Genomic DNA, 19,260 nt, shown 5'->3' with positions numbered 1-19,260 from the left:
TTCAAGTCCCCGCCTGATGCCGGCGTTCCAGCCATGAATGCAGTGCCATCATGCCGAGGATGATGGCACCGATGAAGATGTTATAGGCAAGACCAGGCACGCCGATCAGCACGATGCCGTTGCGCATCACACGCAGGATCAGGATGCCGAGCACGGTGCCGATGATCGTGCCGCGCCCGCCGGTAAGTGCGGTACCGCCGATCACCACCATGGCGATGACTTCCAACTCATAGCCGGTACCGCTGTTGGGGTTGGCGGCGGACGTGCGCAACGAAGAGATGACGCCGGCAAGCGAGGCCATGACCGACGACAGCACGAACAGGCCGATCTTGACCCCGCTGACATTGACGCCGCGCGCCCGCGCCGCGCTCGGGTTGCCGCCGGCCGCCTGGATCCAGTTGCCGGTGCGGCTTTGCGTCAGTACGTAGCCGAGCGCGATCGCCGCGGCGATGAACCAGAACAGTGACATGTAGATGCGGAACGGGCCGATGAAGAAGTCGCCGACCAGCGCTTCCGCCAGCCAACTGCCCTCCGCACTCCAGGTGCGCTGGGGAAAACCGTCGGTGACGAAAAGGGCGGTGCCGCGCACCACCAGCAGCATGCCGAGCGTCACCAGGAAGGATGGGATCTTGAGCTGCGTCACGAACCAGCCATTGACCAGCCCGATGAAGGCGGCGACCAGCAGCGCGGCGACAAAGCCGGCTTCGAGCGAGGTCAGGCCGCTGTTGAACAGGGTCCACATCAAGACCGGCGAGAAGCCGAACAGGGAGCCGACCGAGAGGTCGAACTCGCCGGACGTCATCAACAGCGTCATCGCCAGCGCGATCAGGCCGAGCTCGACCGTGAAAGCCAGCGTGTTGGAGATGTTCTGCGGCGACAGGAAGTCGTGGTTGAAACTCCAGAAAACGGCGATCTCGACGACGAGCAGCACGAAAGGGCCGAATTCCGGCCGTGCGATCAGGCGTGGGACGAGCGAATGATTTTCCACAGGCAATCCGCGACATGAGTGGAAGGCTGAGCGTTGCACATCGCGTGCGAAGGGCTCGGCGAAATGGAGAGCCAGTCGCGACCGTTGGGCGGCCGCGACTGTTGAGATTGGATGTTACTTGCCGGACAGGATGTCGTCGTAGATCTGCGCGGTGTCTTTTTCATAGAGCGCGCCGGTGATGACGTTGAAGCCCGGAGGAATGCCGCCGGCGGCCATATTGGCCAGCGAAAGCGCGACATAGCTGGTCGCCTGCGGGTCCTGCCACTGGCCGGCATTGACATAGCCGTTCAGCACTTCCTGGGTGGTGTCGAGCGAATTGCCCCAGCCGACGACCGGGATTTCGCCCGGCTTGATGCCGACCTGGTCGAACACCCGCTTGATCGAGCCGGTGACGAGGTCGCCTAGGCCGATGATCGCCTTGACCTTGGCCTTGTTCGCCGTGAGGTAGTCGACCATGCGGTTGATCACTTCAGCCTGATCAAGCGTCGCTTCCGTGATTTCATACGTGATGCCGAGCGGCTCGAAGACGCTCTTGATGCCTTCCTCTTCCTGCACGCCATAGGTGGCGCCGGGGATTTCGACCGGCATCCAGACGAAGTCGCCCTTCTTCACCAGGCCCTTGTCGACCAGATACTGTGCCCAATGCTTGCCGAAGGTGACATTGTCGCCGCCGACATAGGCGTTGAAATCGGCTTTCGGATCAGGCGTGTTGAAATTGATGATCGGCACTTTCGCCGCACGCGCTTCCTTGACGATCTCGATCAGGCTGCCCGGATCGGGGCTCGTGGTGACGATGCCATCGGCCTTGGCGGAGAGGGCGGCGCGAACCGCTTCCTGCTGCGAGGCGACATCGCCGTTGTGGAACGAGGTGTTGACCGTGTTGCCGGTGTCCTTGGCCCACTGCTTGGCGCCGGCCAGGAAGTAGGTCCAGACCGGATCGGCCGGACCGCCATGCGAAATCCAGTAGAACGTCTTGGCCTGTGCCGCTGCTGGTACCACCATCAGCGCCACCAACAGGCCGTATAGAACGCGTCTTAGCCGTGTCAGCATTTGATTTCCTCCCGTTTGTAGATCGTCAGTTCAAAATCCGTCCCTTGTTTTGCGTCTTTTGCCAGCGCCGATCGGATGCGTCAGAGCATCCCCTTTTTCGACGGATGGCAAGCCTCCATCTGCCAGGCCTCCATCTGCAGGTGTAGTGGGCGCCTGACGGGGCGTCATCAGCCGTCCCATCAGATTGCATCAGTTGAGGTGATTTTCCGACTGTCGGATAATTGGTGTCGAGGCTAGCCGAGCAGATAGTCCTCGTCATGGTCGGCGCGCAGGTTGCTCCACAGCCGATCGGCCGCCAGGCGAGCAAGGCGATTTGTTCCGTTAGGTATCCGACAAATGCAGATGCTCGGGCACTCGCAGCATTTCGGCATTGGTGAGTCTTCCGCTGGTGAACTCTAGTCGGAGCCCCTCGCAGTATCCGATGGCTTCTCCCTCGATAGGACGTTTGCTGGCCATCAGGAACGCGACAACGCCGAGATCGATGATCCCACCGTGCGTCACCAATAAGCCCGTCGCTTCGTTGGGAACTCGGGCAGCTATGCTCGTCCACAGTCGCACTTGGGTGTTAGCAAATGCAATGCAGTCTACGTCCGATCGGAGTACACGTTCTACCTCCGCCAACGGGCTCGGCCACGAGATCGTTTCGAGTATATTTTTGGGAAGAATTCCAAGTTCGGCAATCAACTCATTTACTTCGAAACCCATCGCAATTGCGGTTTCGATTGCCCGTGGAATTTCGCTTGTGACAACAAGTTCATAAGAGTCAGCCCCTTGGGCTACAAACCGCGCTAGTTCGATTCCTTCTCGAGAAAGGTGCGCGCCAGGCTTGCGCCTCATGGTGTGCCGGCGAACATCAAGTATCGTCATTGGATTCCAGTCCGACGAGGTCACGAGTAATAAGGCGCCAACATTGCGTTGATGGTGGCCCTGGGCCAAGGCTTGGCTAAATAAGATCGGCCTTCGCCAGCTCCCGCATCAGATGGCTGGCGCCGTAGGTCCAGTGCGGGCAGTCTGGCGACAGCTGCACGCGGTTGACCAGCGCGCCGAATTTTTCCGACGAGATGGTGACGATGTCGCCGACCTTGTGGGTAAAACCCTTGCCCTTCTCGCCGCGATCCTTGGACGGAACGAACATGGTGCCGAGATAGAGCGCCAGCCCGTCCGGATACTGGTGGTGCGGCCCCATGGCCGCGGCGACCAGTTCCTCCGGCGAGCGGCTGATCTCGGCCATCGAGCTTGCGCCCTCCAGCGAGAACCCGTCCTCGCCCTCGACTTTCAGGCGCACGACGGCACGCTTGACGTCATCGATGGAGAATTTCTCGTCGAACAGGCGGATGAAGGGGCCAAGTGAGGCCGAGGCATTGTTATCCTTGGCCTTGCCGAGCAGCAGCGCCGAACGCCCTTCGACGTCGCGCAGATTGACGTCGTTGCCGATAGTGGCGCCGACGATCCTGCCGCTGGAGGCGGCGATCATGGCGATCTCGGGTTCCGGATTGTTCCAGGTCGACACCGGGTGCAGCCCGACATCGGCGCCGAAGCCCACCGAGGCCATCGGCTGGCACTTGGTGAAGATCTCGGCATCGGGGCCGATGCCCACTTCCAGATATTGCGACCAGGCGCCGCGCGAAATCAGCTTGGCCTTGATCTCCATCGCTTCGGGCGAACCGGGCTTCAGCTTCGACAGGTCGTGGCCGATCAGTCCGGCAATGTCGGCGCGGATGGCATCGGCTTTTTCAGCCGAACCACGCGCCTGTTCCTCGATCACCCGTTCCAGCAGGCTGACGACGAAGGTGACGCCCGATGCCTTGACCGCCTGCAGGTCGACCGGGGAGAGCAGGTAGGGTTTTGCTGGATCGCGCCCGGTTTCAAAACTGTTGGCGGCGATGTCATCGAGCGAACCGATCGGTCTGCCTTCGGCCGAGCGGACATGCCCAGCCGGGTCGGCCATCTCGCAAAGGTCGCGCATGGTCGGTGCCGTACGCGAGGTGATGTCGAAGACCGTGCCATCGCGAACCGTGACGACCAGCGGGTATGCAGCACCGCTGCTTCTGGCGCGTCCGACAAAAAGGCCCTCGCTGGGCAGGTGGGTCGGGTTCGTCATGGCGCTCTGTCCTCTTAGTGATCGGCAATGTGGTGAAGTGATCGACAATGTGGGCTAGCCGGATCGGCGTGGCACTTTCACCGGATTCCCGTCAAAGGTCTATCCCGTCGCAGGCGATCGGAACTCTGGGTCTCCGGTCGTCTCGGCGGCAGTCCACAGGCGAAAGCCATGGTGCTCTTTCAAAATTGTGAAATTCTGACTAGGATTTTCACCAATCGCAGCGCATTCAGGTGACCCTTGGCGACAGCATTCTCCGATCCCATCTGGCGCAGGCCGCAGGCAGCTTCCACGTTTCAATCGCTTCCCAATGGCGAACGGGTCGATCTCGCCATCATTGGCGGTGGCATCATGGGCTTGTCGACTGCCTTGCATGCCGCCCGGCTTGGCCTGTCGGTGCAGGTGCTGGACGCCGGCGAGATCGGCCAGGGCGCATCAGGCTTGAATGGCGGCCAGGTCATTCCCGGCCTGAAATACGATCCGGAATGGTTGCTGGAGCATTTTGGCCCGGAGCGCGGCGAGGCGCTTGTCAATTTCGCGGCGTCGACCGCCAACGCGGTGTTCGAGCTGATCCGCGACGAGAATCTGGCGGTGCCGTTCGTTCGAAATGGCTGGATCCAGGCGGCGCACACCGAGGCCGCGCTGAAGGCGGCGACGAACCGCGACCGGCAATGGCACGCGCGCGGTGCCGACGTCCGGTTGCTGAACGCAGCGGAGACCGCAGCCAGGACTGGCGCACAGGGTTATCTCGGCGGCTGGCTCGACCGCCGCGCCGGTGTGATCGATCCGCTCGCCTACACGTCTGAACTTGCCCGGGTCGGGACCGCGACTGGCGTGAGGATAGCAGAGCGCCAAAGGGTCGTGCGGCTCGCCAATGCCGCCGGTGTTTGGCGTATTTTGATCGAAAATGGCCTGGAATTGCAGGCAAAGGCGGTCGTGCTGGCGACAAACGCCTATACGGACGGTCTGATCCCCGGTCTCGCCCAGACGATCGTGCCGCTGCATTCCTTTCAGATCGCCACAGCGCCGCTGCCGTCCAATCTGGCGGCCACGATCCTGCCGGAAGGGCAGGCGGTGTCGGACTCCAGGCGCATCCTCGTCTACTACCGCAAGAGCGCCGACGGCCGGCTGGTGCTTGGCGGACGGGGCCGCATGGCGCTGCCGACGAGCGCCGGCGACTGGGCGCATCTCGAGCGTGCGCTGGTACGGCTCTATCCCTCGCTGTCCGGCGTTCCCATCGAGAAGCGCTGGTTCGGCCGGGTTGCGATGACGCCGGACCACCTGCCGCACATCCACGAGCCGGAGAAAGGCCTGCTCGCCGTGGTCGGCTGCCAGGGTCGTGGTGTCGGCCTGATGACTGCGCTTGGCGAGCGCATCGCCGGCTACCTCCAAAGTGGCGACGCCAGGCAATTGCCTTTCCCGGTCTCGCCGATCCGGCCGATCCCGTTTCACGCCTTCCGCCAGGTCGGCGTCGCCGCGACCATCGCCTGGTATCGCCTGCTCGATGCGTTGGAGCGCTGACCAGGGCGCTTTATCTCCTTGGAGTTCCGTTAGGGGATTCTGCTTGACAGTTTCATGGATATGAAAAACTCTAGGCCAATTTCAAATTTCCAATAGGCAGGTCGATGTCGACCCTAGTTGCAACATCAGCGCCAGAGGCCCGGTCTTCCCAGGGCTTCCGGGTCGCCATGCTGCTGCCGGGCGCGCTGGTCACCTTCCTGCTGATCCTGTTTGCGCTTGGCCTCGTGCTTTTCCTCGCCTTCCGCGGCAATGACGGTTCGCTGCTCGGCGCCGGTTTCACCGTCGCGAACTTCGTCACCGTGGTGTCCGATCCGCTGTACTGGACGGTGACGCTGCGCTCGCTGATCATTGCCGCTCTGGTCACGCTGGCGACGGTCGTCACTGCCTATCCCGTCGCCTACTACCTTGCCTTCCATACCGGCCGGCGGCGCGGCCTGCTGCTGTTCCTGGTGACGCTGCCGTTCTGGACCAGCTATCTCCTGCGCGTCTTCGCCTGGAAGATCGTGCTCGCCTACAATGGCGTTTTGAACTCGGCGCTGATCGAAAGCGGCATCTGGTCCGAGCCGACATTGGCCTTTCTCAACACGCCGGCCGCCGTCGTCGTCACGCTGGCGCACGCCTATGCGCCTTTCGCCATCCTGCCGATCTACGTGGCGCTGGACACCATCCCGAAATCGCTGATCGAGGCCGCTTCCGATCTCGGCGCGCGGCCATTCACCTCTTTCCGCCGGATCGTGCTGCCCAATTCGATGCCGGGCGTGCTGGCGGCAGCCCTCGTCGTCTTCGTGCCGACGGTCGGCGACTATGTCACGCCGGCGCTCGTCGGCGGCCCGGCCAGCACCATGATCGGCACGCTGATCCAGGCGCAATTCGGCAAGGCCAATGACTGGCCGTTTGGCGCAGCACTCTCCGTCGCCGTCATGCTGGTCATCCTGTGCGTGGTGCTGGTCGCGCGCTTCGCCGACCGCAGATTTGGCAGCCGCACATGAGCACTGCACGCACGCACGGAGGTGGCCGCTGGCTCGGCATGTATATCGCCGCCTATCTGGTCTTTCTCTATCTGCCGGTGCTGCTGATCCCGCTGTTTTCCTTCAACAACTCGATCCAGGCAGCGTTTCCGCTGCAAGGTTTTACCTTGCAATGGTACGCGACGCTGTTCGGCAATTCGGCGCTGACCGGTGCACTCTTGAACAGCCTCGCCATCGGCGCCTTCGCCGCCACGGGTGCGACGCTGTGCGGCATAACCGTATCCTACATGGACCTCTACGGCCGCTCGCCGCTGGCCGCCACCATCAGCGCCATCGCAAGGCTGCCGATCCTGATCCCGGGCGTCATCGTCGGCATATCGCTGCTGATCCTCATCAACCTCGTTGGTCTGGGGCCATCGCGCGTCGCCATCGTTCTCGGCCATATATTGGTGGCGCTGCCGACGACCGTGGTGATCATGCGCAGCCGCTTCGCCGCCATCCCGAAAACCATTCGCGAGGCGGCACTCGATCTCGGCGCCTCCGACTGGACGACCTTCCGGCGGGTCATGCTGCCGCTCAGCCTGCCGGCCATCGTCTCGGCATTCATGCTGGCCTTCCTGATCTCCTTCGATGAATTCATCGTCGTGTTCTTCCTGGCCGGCACCGAGCCGACGCTGCCGCTCTACATCTGGAGCCAGCTGCGTTTTCCCCGGTCGCTGCCGACGGTGATGGCACTGGGCACTTCGATCCTGGCGGTGTCCTTCGTCATCGCTGCAGCAGCTGAAATCCTGCGCCATCGCGGCTTGTCCGCCACGGCGCCAAAGCCTGCGGATCCATCACAACCAAAACAAACCAAGAGAGGAGAACTGCAATGGCATTCGACCTGAAATCGATCTCTGCAAAGACTGTTTGCGCTGGATTGACGGCGTTCGCGCTGGCGCTGTCGTCGACCGTCGCTTTCGCCGGCGACAAACTGCAATATTTCACCTGGTCGGGCTATGAACTGCCCGACTTCAACAAGAGCTTCCTTGCCGCGCATCCCGATGGCGTCGAGGCCTCGATCTTCGGTGACGACGATGACGCCTTCACCAAGGTCAAGGCCGGCTTCCGACCCGACATTGCGCATCCCTGCTATGACAAGGTGGCGCGCTGGAACAAGGAAGGCCTGCTGCAGCCGATCGACACCAAGCGCATCAAGAACTGGGACTCGATCTTCCCGGTGTTCAAGAACCTGCCAGACCTGCAGGCTGGCGACGGCAAGGTCTGGATGGTGCCGTGGGACTGGGGCAACACCTCGATCCTCTACCGCACCGATCTGGTGAAGAACCCGGAAGCGAGCTGGAACCTTTTGTGGGACAAGCAGTATGCCGGTCGCATGGCGACGATCGACGCGGTGCATGACACGCCTGTCGTGGCGGCGCTGCTCGCCGGCGTCAATCCGTTCGACATGACGCCGGAGCAAATGGACAAGGTGGCCGAGAAGCTGCGCGAGCAGCGCCCGCTGCTCTCCAACTACACCACCGACATGACCTCCGTCGAACAGGCGCTGGCCAGCGGCCAATTGGTCGCCGCCATGACCTGGAACGCGTCGGCCACCTCGCTCAAGAAGCAGGGCGTGCCGGTCGAGTTCATGAAGCCCAAGGAGGGCATGCTGACCTGGGCCTGCGGCTTCGTGATGCTCAAGGACGCCAAGAATGTCGACCTCGCCTATGATTTCATCAACAGCCGGCTGGAGACGGATTCCGGCAAATACCTGATCGAGGCCTACGGCTATGGCAGCTCGACCAGTTCGGCCTTCGCGGCGGTGCCGAAGGAGGAGCTGGAGAAATTGCAGCTGCCGTCCGACCCGGAGGTGATGCTGAAGACCACCATCTTCACCGGACCGATGAAACAGAATGACGACCTCGCCAAGATGTTTGAGAAGGTGAAGGCGGGGGGATAAAGCTCCCCCTTCTCCCCTTGTGGGAGAAGGTGTCGCCGAAGGCGACGGATGAGGGGTGCTCCAGGGAACACCAGCGTCTCACTCCGCTGGAACACCCCTCAACCGTCTCGGCGCTGCGCGCCGATCCACCTTCTCCCACAAGGGGAGAAGGGAAAGCAAACGAGGACTAACGCATGGACATGCTGGACGAAACGGCTGAAAAGCCGAAGGACGATGCCGATGTGCGGGTCGGCAGGCGGGTGCGGGCGCTGCGGCTGGAGCGCAAGCTGTCGCTGGCCGATCTTGCGGCAAAGGCCGGCGTGTCGATCGGTGCATTGAGCCAGATCGAGCGCGGCATGTCCTCGCTGCGCGTCAAGGGGATCTGGCCGCTCGCCGCCGCCCTCGACATCGAGCCGTCGGCGCTGATCGCCGACGGCAGCGATACGGCGAACGACCTCTATTGCGTGCGTGCCGACAAGCGGCGGCAAATCCCGGTGAAATCGGAAGGCATTGCCAAGGCGCTGCTGTCACCCCCGGGCGCGACGCTGACCGGCATGCTGGTGACGGTGGAAGCCGGCGGCGGCACGGCCGAGGCCTATGCGCATGCCGGCCATGAATTCGGCTTCGTGCTGGCTGGTGAGGTCGAACTGGTGGTGGATTCGACAAAGTACGTGCTGAAGGCCGGCGACAGCTTTGCCTTCAAGAGCACGCTTTTGCATGCCTTCCGCAATCCGGGCGCCGAGCGGTGCCAGATTCTCTGGGTCAACACCACGAAGCCGTCCGAGGTTCGCGATGGCGCCTGATCCACTCGTCCGGCTGCAGGCGGTCTCGAAGATTTTTCCTGGCGGCATCGTCGGGCTCGACGCCGTCGATCTCGACATTATCAGCGGCGAGTTCATCACGCTGCTCGGGCCGTCGGGTTGCGGCAAGACCACCAGTCTGCGCGTCATCGCCGGTTTCGAAAGCCCGTCGAGCGGCAAGGTGCTGCTAGACGGCCGCGATATCACGGCACTTCGCCCGTTCGACCGGCCGGTCAATACCGTGTTCCAGGACTACGCGCTGTTCCCGCACATGAATGTTGCAGAAAATGTCGGCTTCGGTCTGTCGCTGCGCAAACTGTCTGGAGCCGAACAGGCTAAGCGCACCGGCGAAGCGCTCGACATGGTCGGTCTCGCCGACAAGCTTGGCGCCCGTGTCTCCGAACTGTCTGGCGGCCAGCGCCAACGCGTCGCGCTCGCGCGTGCCATCGTCTGCGAGCCGCGCGTGCTGCTGCTCGACGAGCCGTTGTCGGCGCTCGATGCGCATCTGCGCGAACAGATGCAGGTTGAGCTGAAGCGGCTGCAGTCGCGGCTTGGCACCACCTTCGTCATGGTCACCCACGACCAGACCGAAGCGCTGTCGATTTCCGACCGCATCGTCGTCATGAACAAGGGCCGCATCGAGCAGATCGCACCGCCGGCCACACTTTATGACCGGCCTGCCACGAAGTTTGTGGCGAGCTTCATCGGCACCATGAATCTCCTGCAATCACGGTTTGTCGGCCGCGATGGCGATCGCTTGCGTTTCACCGCCGGCACCCTGCCGCTGGAGGCTATTTCTGAAACCGGCGAGGCACCTGCCGAGGGCGCTACCCGCACCATCGGCGTGCGCCCGGAGGATTTGCTGGCGATGACCGAGGCCGCGCCCGGCACCGCACCGGCGCGCGTCAACAGCGTCGTCTTTCACGGCCGCACGCTGCGCCTGCATGCCGAACTCGGGCAGGGCGCACCTGTCGTCATCGACGCGCCGCGCCAGGCCGAGGGTTTTCGCTTCCAGGTCGGCGACGTGGCGCATATCAGCCTGCGCCGTGGCGCCAACTGCCCAGTGCTGCCAGGTTAGTTCATCGAACTCTAAAAACCGGGGCCAACTGGGCGATCCACGATTTCCTCGAGGTCGAGGGTATCATCGGCTGCTGGGCGTGAGCTCGAATAGATTCCAGGCTTGACTCAAGGAGAGCGTTCCTGTTTTGTTCCGGAATGGAGCAAAACAGGAGCGTTCTTTGCCGGGCGTGTGCGTATGTATCTGCAAGGCGAATTCGACTATGGACTTCCAGAGCCGCCATGGCGGCCTAAACGGCCCGAGCGCGTGTTCTTCGGTTTGTTTTTGCAGTCTAAGGACCATTCGCGCTTTGCCGATTGTCAAAATCGGCTATGCGGCCAATGCGGGGTAACCGGCGACCAACTGCTACCGGAGCGTTTTCACGTCAGCCTGCAGCATGTCGGTGATTACAAAAGGCTACGGTCCAAAATTCTTTTTGCGGCCGCCCGATCGGGACGGCGCATTGCGATGGCCCCGTTCGAGGTTACCTTTCGCTATGCCAGTAGCTTTCCCGGCCGACCGGCGACTAGGGGCAAGCCAGCCAAACACCCTTTCGTGCTTCTCGCCGATGACGGACCGGTTTGTGAGTTGAGCAGGAAGCTCGGCGTCGAAATGCTGCGCGAAGGCCTCAAGGCGTCAGATGGTTTCGTTCCGCATCTGACGCTTGCATATGACCGAAAACTTGTCCCCAAACAGCCTATGGGCCCAATCAGCTTTGTTGCACGAGAGTTCGTCCTTGTGCACAGCTTGCGCGGACTGAAGAAGTACGTTTTCCCGGAATGTTGGCCGCTGAGCGCGATGTGATGTGCTCACATCGTCGTCACATACTCCGAGCGATATCCATCATCCTGACATGGCTTGTCAGCTACCCCGTGGTCCGACGATGGCAGGCCAGCGAGTCGTTGCCTATTTGCAGTGCGTCTGAACAGGAGGAACGCAAATGACCATCGCGGAAATTGCCAAGGATTTTACCGAGCTGCTCAAGCAGGGCGAGAACGAAGCTGCCGCCGAGAAGTACAATTCCGACGATATCGTGAGCTACGAAGCCATGGAGGGGCCGATGGCCATCTCCCGTGGCAAGGAGGCTCTCAGGCAGAAGGGCCAGTGGTGGCAGGAGAACAATGAAGTCCATGGCGGCTCTGTCGAAGGCCCCTATGTCAATGGCGACCAGTTCGCGGTGCGCTTCAAGTTCGACATAACGCCCAAGGCTACCGGCGAGCGTGTCACCATGGATGAAGTTGGCCTCTACACGGTCAAAAACGGCAAGATCACCGAAGAGCGCTTCTATTATTGAGGCCGGACCCCCGGCTTCCGGCTCACATCGCTGCTGCATGATCTGGAGGTTAGACGGCCAGGACATTGTCCTGGCCGTCATGTGGAACGGAGATATGGCAACGGCTCTGGCAAATCGGGAAGGGCGGTTTAGTCTGTGGAACGGATTCGACAGTCAGCCAAGGAAGCACGCTTTTGACGATCACCATGTACGGCATCACCACCTGCGACACGGTCAGGAAGGCGCGCGTCTGGCTGGAAGGCCATGACGTAGCCTACCGGTTTCACGATTTCAGGGCCGAGGGACTGGACGCGAAGCGGCTGGATGGTTGGGCGGGCAAGGTCGGCTGGGAAAAGCTGCTCAACAAGGCGAGCACGACGTTCCGCGAGCTGCCGGACAAGGAAAAGCAGGGTCTCGACGAGAAGAGCGCCAAGGCGCTGATGCTGGCCAAGCCGACCATGATCAAGCGGCCGGTTCTGGAGGTAGGCGACCGGGTTATGGTCGGGTTCAAGGCTGATGTCTATGAGGCGGCGGTGGGGGAGTAGAGCTGCCTCTCGGTCCACGGTGTTCCGTGGCGCCCCCCTCTGTCCTGCCGGACATCTCCCCCTCAAGTGGGGAGATTGGCAGCTTCGCCGCTCCGCCATTCCTGTCACGTTCGGGATTTGCGAAGAAGATGATGACAGCGGATCTCCCCACCTGAGGGGGAGATGGCCGGCAGGCCAGAGGGGGGGCGCTGTCCCGCCGACCGCCATAAAATCTCAGCGTCCGCGCAGATACCCCGCCAGCGCCACCGCATTGTTGTGCGCCTCGTCAAGCGCGCCGTAGAGCAGCGTCACCTTGCCGTTACCCAGCAGGCCTCGCAACTGCGTCACCGCCGCGCCATTCCCATCCAGCTCAGCGCCATACCGCTCCTGAAACTCCGCCCAGCGCACCGCCTCGTGTCCGAACCATTTGCGCAACTCGTCGCTCGGCGCGATGTCCTTCAACCACAGCGTCAGCGCGGCGTCTTGCTTGCTGACGCCGCGCGGCCAGATGCGGTCGACCAGAACCCGCTGCCCGTCATCGGCAGCGGGCGGCTCGTAGATACGCTTGACCGCGATCTTGAAGGCCATCACACCTCCTGGCTGGAACCCTCAGGCCCACTCGCCCTTGCGCATGACAGGCACGCGGGCGCCGTCCTTGTGGACGCCATCGATGTCGATCTTGTCCGAGCCGATCATCCAGTCGATGTGGATGAAGCTCTTGTTGCCGCCGCGCGCGGCGATCTCGTCCTGGCTGAGCGAGGCGCCGTCGACGAAGCACTTCGAATAGCATTGGCCGAGCGCGATGTGGCAGGCGGCGTTCTCGTCGAACAGCGTGTTGAAGAACAACAGGCCGCTGGCCGATATCGGCGAGGAATGCGGCACCAGCGCCACCTCGCCGAGACGGCGCGCGCCCTCGTCGGTGTCGAGCACTTTCTTCAGCACGTCCTCGCCCTTCGATGCCTTGGCCTCGACGATCCTGCCTTCTTCGAAACGCACCGAAATGTCGTCGATCAGCGTGCCCTGGTAGGACAGCGGCTTGGTCGAGGAGACATGGCCTTCGACTCGCCCCGCATGCGGCGTGGTGAAGACCTCCTCGGTCGGGATGTTGGGGTTGCAGGTGATGCCGTTCTTGGCGGTCGAGGCGCCGCCCATCCATTCATGGCCGTCCGCCAGTCCAACCGTCAGGTCGGTGCCCGGTCCGGTGAAGTGCAGCGCATGGAAATTATGGCCGTTGAGCCATTCGGTGCGGCTGCGCAGCGCCGCGTTGTGCGCCCTCCAGTTGCCGATCGGATCCTCCACATCGACCCGCGACGCGGCGAAGATGGCATCGGCGAGTTTCACGACCGCAACATCGTCGGCATCGCCGGGGAAGACCTGTTTGGCCCAGGCGAGGTCCGGATAGGCGACGATGTTCCAATTGATGTCGAAGCCGGTGATCTTTTCCAACGCCGGCTGATAAGCCATCGAATTGGCCTTGTTGGCGCGCGCCACTTTCGCCGGATCCTGTGCGGAGAGCAGCGACGGATCCTCGCCGCGCACCGCAAGCCTGGCCGCATTGTTGGAGAAGGCCTTCGCCATGCCTTCATAGAGCCAGCCGGCGGCGCGGTCGAAGCTCGCATCGGCGCCGAAGCGGTAGCGCGCCAGCGTCATCTCGTCATCGTTGAAGATCGGCGTCACCAGGCCGGCGCCGGCCTTGTAGGCATGCTCGACGATCCGCCTGGTTAGCGGCAGTGCCGCGATCGATGACGTCAGCACCAGATCCTGCCCTGGCTGCAATTGCAGCCCGACCTTGATGGCGACTTCCGCCAGCCTGTCGAGCTTCACCGGGTCGATTGATGCGGAAACGCCGCGCGAATGTGTGGTCATGATCCTGCCTGTCGTAGTTTGATGTCCGACCTACCATAGAGCGGCGGCGCGGCGCTTTCCACCGCGATCGCGCCGGCGGGTTTTGGGTTTGCGGACCCGAACCGCGCCATGGTTGCTTCGATCTCTTCCCTGATCCAGACCTTGAAATCCCGGACCTTGCGGCTTTCCGCCTTGACGGACGAGGTCACCAGCCAATAGCCGAGCCCGCTCTGGGCGCGGATACCGAAAGGCGCCACCAGCCGCCCGTCGGCCAGCGCATCCGCGGCGAGCAATTGCCAGCCCAGCATCACGCCGTGGCCGGCAATCGCCGATTCCAGGCACAGCATCGGGTCGGTGAAACGCGCACCCTTGAGGAAGCTGACAGGTGGGACGCCGGCCGTCTCGAACCAGCTTTCCCAGTTGATCATTGCTCGCTCGTCGGTGATCGCGCAGGTCTGGGCAAGGTCCTCGATCGACTTCAGTTTTTGGGCAATCGCCGGCGCGCAGACCGGGAAGACTTCCTGCGCCAAGAGCAGTTCCGTGCGCCCGCCCGGCCATTTGCCGTCGCCAAGCCGGATGGCGATGTCGATGTCTGAGTGATCGAGATTGACCAGCCGCACCGAAGCGTCGATGCGCAGCAGCACGTTGGGATGCCGGTCGAAGTGGCGAGATAGTCTGGGCAACAGCCACTTCGAGGCAAAGGCCGGCGCCACCGAAACCACCAATGTGCATTGCGTAGCCTCGTCGGCCAGCGCCACGGCCTGGGAAAGCTCACGAAATCCAGCACCAAGGCGGGCCGCGAAGACGGCGCCGAATTCGGTCAGCACCAGACCGCTCGCCGTTCGCTCGAACAGCGCCTGGCCGAGCTGTTTTTCGGTACGGCTTATCTGCTGGCTGCGGAAACGTTGAGCTCACCGGCGGCCGCCGCCAGCGATCCGAGACGGGCAACGGTTTCGACGGCGCGCAGGCCGTTGAGGTGGACGCGGTTGAGCATGGCCATTGAGTTTTTCTAAACTGATCCGGCTGAAATCTCAATTGAAAGGCATGTCGAAACGGCGGATTTTATCGGAAGAGACAGACCTGTGGAGCCGGAAATGCTGAGGATCTTGTCGTCGTCGCTGAAGGTCTTTTTCGCTGCGAGTACGCCGTATGAGCCGCACCCGGACAGCGAAACGCAGAGATGGCTGACCGATCCGCTTTCGCATCCGGTGCTGAACACCATGTCGGAACGCGAACTGGGCGATGTGCCGTTCAGGCTGACGGCACGGCGGACAGTGCACGAGACGGCCCCGTTGCACGCCGGCGGCCGCTGCTGAGCAGCCGCCAAGCGTTCCGGCTTGAGGAAAGTCGAGGCGAGCACCACGTCCCGCGCACGCGCTGGCCCAACAGATGGCGATTGTTTCAGCGACCCCTGCACTTATTGTGCAGTGCAATGACATCAGCCACCTCGACAGCGCTGCGTTTCGCCTTCGCCGGCATGATTGCCATGGCGGTTGCCATGGGCATCGGCCGTTTCGTCTACACGCCGATCCTGCCCGGCATGATGCAGGAATTGCATCTGTCGCCTGCCGATGCCGGTTGGATCGCGTCGGCCAATTATCTCGGTTATCTCGTCGGCGCGTTGGCAGCGGCGGGCGGCTGGGCGCATGGGCGCGAGCGCCTGCTGATGCTGGCGGGGCTTGGCGCCAGTACGGTCCTTGCCGCGCTGATGGGGCTGACCGAAGCGATGACGGCCTTTCTCGCTATCCGCTTTCTGGCCGGTCTGGCCAGCGCCTTCGTCATGGTGTTCATGGCCAGCACCGTTTTCAGCCACATCGCGGCTGCCGGTCGCAACGACCTGCAGGCCTGGCATTTCGGCGGCGTCGGGCTCGGCATAGCGGCATCGGCGGCGATGATGGCGGTGCTGGTCGCCGAGCATTCGGGCTGGGCTGCAGGCTGGCTGTGGTCGGCGGCGATTTCGGCCTGTGGTTTCGTCCTCGTTGCGCTGTTGGCCAATGAGGGTCCGCTCGGCAACGGCGAAGCCACCCGCGAGCCGGCACTGCGGATGGACCGGTCGTTGGTCAAGGTCATCGTCGCCTACGGCCTGTTCGGCTTTGGCTATGTGGTGACGGCGACATTCCTGGTCGCCATCGTCCGGCAAGGCGGCGGCAGCCGCGTCTTCGAGGCCATGGTGTGGATGGTCGCCGGTCTTGCGGGCTTTCCCTCAGTCTGGCTCTGGCAGAAGATCGCGGCCCGGACCGGCCTTTATGCCGCCTATGCGCTGGCGTGCTTCATCGAAGTTGCCGGCGTCACCGCCAGCGTCGCCATCGGCGGCGCCACCGGGCCGCTGCTTGCCGGCGTGCTGCTCGGTGGCACCTTCATTGCCATCACCGCATTTGGCCTGCAGGCCGCCCGGCAGCAGGCGCCAAGCGCGCCGCGGCGGATATTCGCCCTGATGACGGCTGCGTTCGGCCTTGGCCAGATCATCGGGCCGGTCGCCGCCGGGTTTCTGGCGCAGATGTCCGGCGATTTCTTCCTCGCCTCGATCACAGCCGCGATCGTGCTGGTCGTCTCCGGCGCCATCACATGGTCGGCTGCGCCAAAATCGCCATGATTGTGAGCTTGCTGTGCCGGGCATCGGGCACGGGCATTTTCTTTCCCACTAATGTGTGACTTTATGCCCGCTGTCGTCAGCTGATTTGTGCCTAGATCGAGGAATTCGCCACAGTGTTCGTATCCTTTTTCCCGCAGCCGAAGCTGTTCTTCACTTCGGCCGCCGTCTGGAGCCTTGCGGCGATCCTGTTCTGGTTCTTCGGTGGTGAACAATTAGGTACGGTTTTCGGATTGCCGCCCGCCGCGGCCGGCGCGCCGCCCATCATCGGCATCGCCATCCTCGTATCGAAGCCGTTCCTCTGGTTCTATCTCTATTTCGCGTTCTGCGTGCTCGTCTTCTACGCATTCTGGAGCTGGTATTCGCCGCATCCATGGCAACGCTGGTCGATCCTGATGACCGCGGTCATCCTGTTCTTCATCTATTTCAATGTGCAGGTCAGCGTCGCCGTCAACGCCTGGTATGGGCCTTTCTTCGACTATGTGCAGGGGCTGATGTCGGGGACTGGAAAGTCGACCAACAGCGAATTTTATATCGGATTGGCTGATTTTTCGTGGCTCGCCCTGGTCGGCATGAATGTGCAGGTGGTCAACGCCTTCATCGTCAGTCACTGGATCTTCCGTTGGCGCACGGCGATGAACAACTACTTCGTCGAGAATTGGGGCAGGCTACGCCATATCGAGGGTGCCTCGCAGCGCATCCAGGAAGACACGATGCGGTTCTCGCAGATCATGGAAGATCTCGGCTCCAGCTTCGTCCAGTCGATTATGACGTTGATCGCATTCCTGCCGGTCATGATCCAGTTGCAGGCCCATATCACCGAGTTGCCGATTATCGGCGCGATTCCACAGCCATTGGTTGTCGCAGCCCTTGCCTGGTGTCTGTTCGGGACGATCTCGGTCATGGTTGCAGGTCTGAAACTTCCAGGGCTGCAGTTCCGCAACCAGCGCGTTGAGGCAGCCTACCGCAAGGAACTCGTCTACGGCGAGGATCACGCGGACCGGGCCCAGCCGGCCACCACGGCCGAGCTGTTCGAGAATGTTCGCCACAATTATTTCAGGCTCTATTTCCACTACATCTATTTCAACGTCGTCCGTTACACCTACCTGCAGGCCGACAACATTTTCTCGCTGCTGATCCTCGGTCCCTCGCTGGTGGCGCACAAGATCACGTTCGGCGCGCTGAACCAGATTTCGAACGCATTCGGCAAGGTGACCGGTTCACTGCAGTTTCTGCTCACCTCCTGGTCGACCATCGTCGAGCTGCAATCGGTCCACAAGCGCCTGCGCGCCTTCGAGGCGACGCTGCAAGGCGAGCCGCTGCCCGATATCGACCAGCGCTATCTGGCAAGGCAGGGCGCTGAGGATCCGGCCTAAAGATCGAGGTTGGAAACGAACCGGGTTGGCGGCTCAGCCGCCGACCGAGACCTGCCTCTGGCCGGCATCCTGGCGCGAAACATAATCGCGAAAACTGATGCATTCGACATCGGCCTTGACGCAGACCTCGCCGGCAAAGCGCTCCAGCGCGTTCCAGTAGGCGCCGTCATTCATCAGCGCGAAGTGGAAGCCGAGCTCCAGCGGAATGCGCTTGCCGGCATACTGCTTGTCGAAGGCGGCGCGGAAGGCATCATAGGTCCGGTTGGCGAACTCGCCCGCTTGGCTTGGCCGTTCGAAGCCGCCGGAATGCCTGACATAGAGATTGTAGTCCATGGCGATCACCGGCCGTGACTTCGGTCCTTCTGGAATCTGCGGCAGCGAAAAGTGCATGACGCCGTTGCTGGCCGTCGGTCGGGCGGGGCCCTGCGAGACGCCGCTGGCGTCGAATTGATAGCCGGCGGCCGGCAGCGCTTCATAGAGCGCCTTGCCCGTCGACAGATACGGCGCGCGAAAACCGACAACCGCATGCCGTGCGAAATCGCGCCAGCCCTCAGGCTCGGGCGCAATGCCGTTGATGGCATAGGCGTTCTCGAGAATGTGCTCGAACGAACCGAACTCTTTCAGCCAGTCGGCCTTGCTCCAGTCCTTGCCGTCGAAATGGCCGCAGCCATGGCTGGCGATGTCGTGGCCCTCATGCGCGGCAAGCCCGATCTGCTCGAGCCGGTCGGTGACTTCCTGTTTCGAGGCGGCAAAGCCGATATTGGATTTCCCGGCGCTTCTGCCGGGTGCGGTGTATTCCTTGCGTGTTTCCGTCGACAGCAGGAAGACGCAGGACAGAAAATAGGTGAAATGTGCCCCGGTGCGCTCAGCCAGTGCTCGACTGCGCTTCCACTGCGAAATGTCGCGGGCGCTGTCGAACGAGATGATGACGACCTGCTTGGGCTTTGCCGGCACCGGTGGCGCGGGCGGGTCGGCCAGAGCCACGCCGGCAGTGACGAGCGCGGCAAGCGAAAACGCAACAACGCGGAACGGACGAAGCATAGGAATCTGATCTTAACTCGGGGAACGTCTGCAAGCCGGCTATCGCCTAAATGTGGCGCGGGTGCGATGGGCCTCTTCGGCTGCTCGTCCGGGGCAAACATCCGTTTGCCCCGGACAATAGCGATTTTCCGGTCGAACCCCTTCCATGCCGGCAAAATTTCGCTAAAACGCGGGCTGACAAAGGCCCGACCGGGCAGGAATGGTTTGA

The 19,260-nt window shown here is 62.3% G+C and carries 19 protein-coding genes and 1 pseudogene; 12 read left to right on the top strand and 8 right to left on the bottom strand.

Annotation, left to right across the window (positions count from 1 at the left end; translation table 11 throughout):
• Position 1: 1 nt before the first annotated feature.
• From EOC83_RS26005 to EOC83_RS25990, 4 genes are all read right to left on the bottom strand, one after another.
• The gene (locus tag EOC83_RS26005) at positions 2 to 988 is read right to left on the bottom strand and encodes an ABC transporter permease (protein ID WP_013532869.1); all 987 of its coding nucleotides are present in this window, start codon (positions 986 to 988) and stop codon (positions 2 to 4) included.
• Between the two features lie 114 nt (positions 989 to 1,102).
• Positions 1,103 to 2,038, bottom strand: coding sequence for a substrate-binding domain-containing protein (locus EOC83_RS26000; RefSeq protein WP_063167633.1), 936 nt, complete (start codon positions 2,036 to 2,038; stop codon positions 1,103 to 1,105).
• 321 nt (positions 2,039 to 2,359) lie between these two features.
• Positions 2,360 to 2,905, bottom strand: coding sequence for a hypothetical protein (locus tag EOC83_RS25995; RefSeq protein WP_064995104.1), 546 nt, complete (start codon positions 2,903 to 2,905; stop codon positions 2,360 to 2,362).
• 76 nt (positions 2,906 to 2,981) lie between these two features.
• Complete coding sequence (locus tag EOC83_RS25990) at positions 2,982 to 4,139, bottom strand: fumarylacetoacetate hydrolase family protein (RefSeq protein WP_063167634.1); 1,158 nt, start codon at positions 4,137 to 4,139, stop codon at positions 2,982 to 2,984.
• Between the two features lie 237 nt (positions 4,140 to 4,376).
• On the opposite strand from EOC83_RS25990, the gene EOC83_RS25985 reads away from it, so the two are divergent.
• The 9 genes from EOC83_RS25985 (at position 4,377) to EOC83_RS25945 (ending at position 12,221) form a co-directional block, all read left to right on the top strand.
• Complete coding sequence (locus EOC83_RS25985) at positions 4,377 to 5,657, top strand: FAD-dependent oxidoreductase (RefSeq protein WP_063167635.1); 1,281 nt, start codon at positions 4,377 to 4,379, stop codon at positions 5,655 to 5,657.
• A 104-nt stretch (positions 5,658 to 5,761) separates the two neighbouring features.
• A complete protein-coding gene (locus tag EOC83_RS25980; protein ID WP_063167636.1) occupies positions 5,762 to 6,646 on the top strand; it encodes an ABC transporter permease in 885 nt (294 codons plus the stop codon).
• The gene (locus EOC83_RS25975) at positions 6,643 to 7,512 is read left to right on the top strand and encodes an ABC transporter permease (RefSeq protein WP_063167637.1); all 870 of its coding nucleotides are present in this window, start codon (positions 6,643 to 6,645) and stop codon (positions 7,510 to 7,512) included. Before EOC83_RS25980 ends, EOC83_RS25975 begins: the two co-directional genes overlap by 4 nt.
• Positions 7,497 to 8,567 (top strand): ABC transporter substrate-binding protein, encoded by a 1,071-nt coding sequence (locus tag EOC83_RS25970; RefSeq protein WP_024502621.1) that lies wholly within the window; start codon positions 7,497 to 7,499, stop codon positions 8,565 to 8,567. Before EOC83_RS25975 ends, EOC83_RS25970 begins: the two co-directional genes overlap by 16 nt.
• A 173-nt stretch (positions 8,568 to 8,740) precedes the next feature.
• On the top strand, positions 8,741 to 9,349 hold the full coding sequence (locus tag EOC83_RS25965; RefSeq protein WP_127325994.1) for a cupin domain-containing protein: 609 nt from the start codon (positions 8,741 to 8,743) through the stop codon (positions 9,347 to 9,349).
• Positions 9,339 to 10,424, top strand: a complete 1,086-nt coding sequence (locus tag EOC83_RS25960; RefSeq protein WP_027164193.1) for an ABC transporter ATP-binding protein — start codon at positions 9,339 to 9,341, stop codon at positions 10,422 to 10,424. Before EOC83_RS25965 ends, EOC83_RS25960 begins: the two co-directional genes overlap by 11 nt.
• Positions 10,425 to 10,526: 102 nt before the next feature.
• Entirely contained in the window at positions 10,527 to 11,207 is a 681-nt protein-coding gene (locus EOC83_RS25955) for a 2'-5' RNA ligase (protein WP_245441279.1), read from the top strand.
• 136 nt (positions 11,208 to 11,343) lie between these two features.
• A complete protein-coding gene (locus tag EOC83_RS25950; protein ID WP_013532858.1) occupies positions 11,344 to 11,697 on the top strand; it encodes a nuclear transport factor 2 family protein in 354 nt (117 codons plus the stop codon).
• A 173-nt stretch (positions 11,698 to 11,870) separates the two neighbouring features.
• The gene (locus tag EOC83_RS25945) at positions 11,871 to 12,221 is read left to right on the top strand and encodes an ArsC family reductase (protein ID WP_063167640.1); all 351 of its coding nucleotides are present in this window, start codon (positions 11,871 to 11,873) and stop codon (positions 12,219 to 12,221) included.
• A 213-nt stretch (positions 12,222 to 12,434) separates the two neighbouring features.
• Here the strand turns inward: EOC83_RS25945 and EOC83_RS25935 are convergent, their stop codons facing one another.
• From EOC83_RS25935 to EOC83_RS25925, 3 genes and pseudogenes are all read right to left on the bottom strand, one after another.
• A complete protein-coding gene (locus tag EOC83_RS25935; protein ID WP_063167641.1) occupies positions 12,435 to 12,788 on the bottom strand; it encodes a DUF488 domain-containing protein in 354 nt (117 codons plus the stop codon).
• Positions 12,789 to 12,809: 21 nt separating this feature from the next.
• Positions 12,810 to 14,066 (bottom strand): aminopeptidase, encoded by a 1,257-nt coding sequence (locus EOC83_RS25930; protein WP_063167642.1) that lies wholly within the window; start codon positions 14,064 to 14,066, stop codon positions 12,810 to 12,812.
• Positions 14,063 to 15,045 (bottom strand): annotated as a pseudogene (locus tag EOC83_RS25925) (LysR substrate-binding domain-containing protein). The gene EOC83_RS25930 and the pseudogene EOC83_RS25925 overlap by 4 nt, the downstream one beginning before the upstream one ends.
• A gap of 94 nt (positions 15,046 to 15,139) precedes the next feature.
• Between EOC83_RS25925 and EOC83_RS25920 the strand changes: the two are divergent.
• From EOC83_RS25920 to sbmA, 3 genes are all read left to right on the top strand, one after another.
• Complete coding sequence (locus EOC83_RS25920) at positions 15,140 to 15,361, top strand: hypothetical protein (protein ID WP_063167643.1); 222 nt, start codon at positions 15,140 to 15,142, stop codon at positions 15,359 to 15,361.
• 116 nt (positions 15,362 to 15,477) lie between these two features.
• Positions 15,478 to 16,638 carry a YbfB/YjiJ family MFS transporter gene (locus EOC83_RS25915; RefSeq protein WP_063167644.1) on the top strand — a complete coding sequence of 387 codons (1,161 nt, stop codon included), beginning with the start codon at positions 15,478 to 15,480 and terminating at the stop codon, positions 16,636 to 16,638.
• 113 nt (positions 16,639 to 16,751) lie between these two features.
• Positions 16,752 to 18,011 carry a peptide antibiotic transporter SbmA gene (sbmA, locus tag EOC83_RS25910; protein WP_013532851.1) on the top strand — a complete coding sequence of 420 codons (1,260 nt, stop codon included), beginning with the start codon at positions 16,752 to 16,754 and terminating at the stop codon, positions 18,009 to 18,011.
• Positions 18,012 to 18,044: 33 nt separating this feature from the next.
• Here the strand turns inward: sbmA and EOC83_RS25905 are convergent, their stop codons facing one another.
• Complete coding sequence (locus EOC83_RS25905; RefSeq protein WP_013532850.1) at positions 18,045 to 19,052, bottom strand: polysaccharide deacetylase; 1,008 nt, start codon at positions 19,050 to 19,052, stop codon at positions 18,045 to 18,047.
• Positions 19,053 to 19,260: the final 208 nt, after the last annotated feature.

Origin of the sequence: Mesorhizobium sp. Primo-A (assembly GCF_003997175.1) — a bacterium.
Taxonomy (GTDB): domain Bacteria; phylum Pseudomonadota; class Alphaproteobacteria; order Rhizobiales; family Rhizobiaceae; genus Mesorhizobium; species Mesorhizobium ciceri.
Note: the sequence above shows the minus strand (reverse complement) of the source record. Positions and strands in the feature narration are given on the sequence as shown.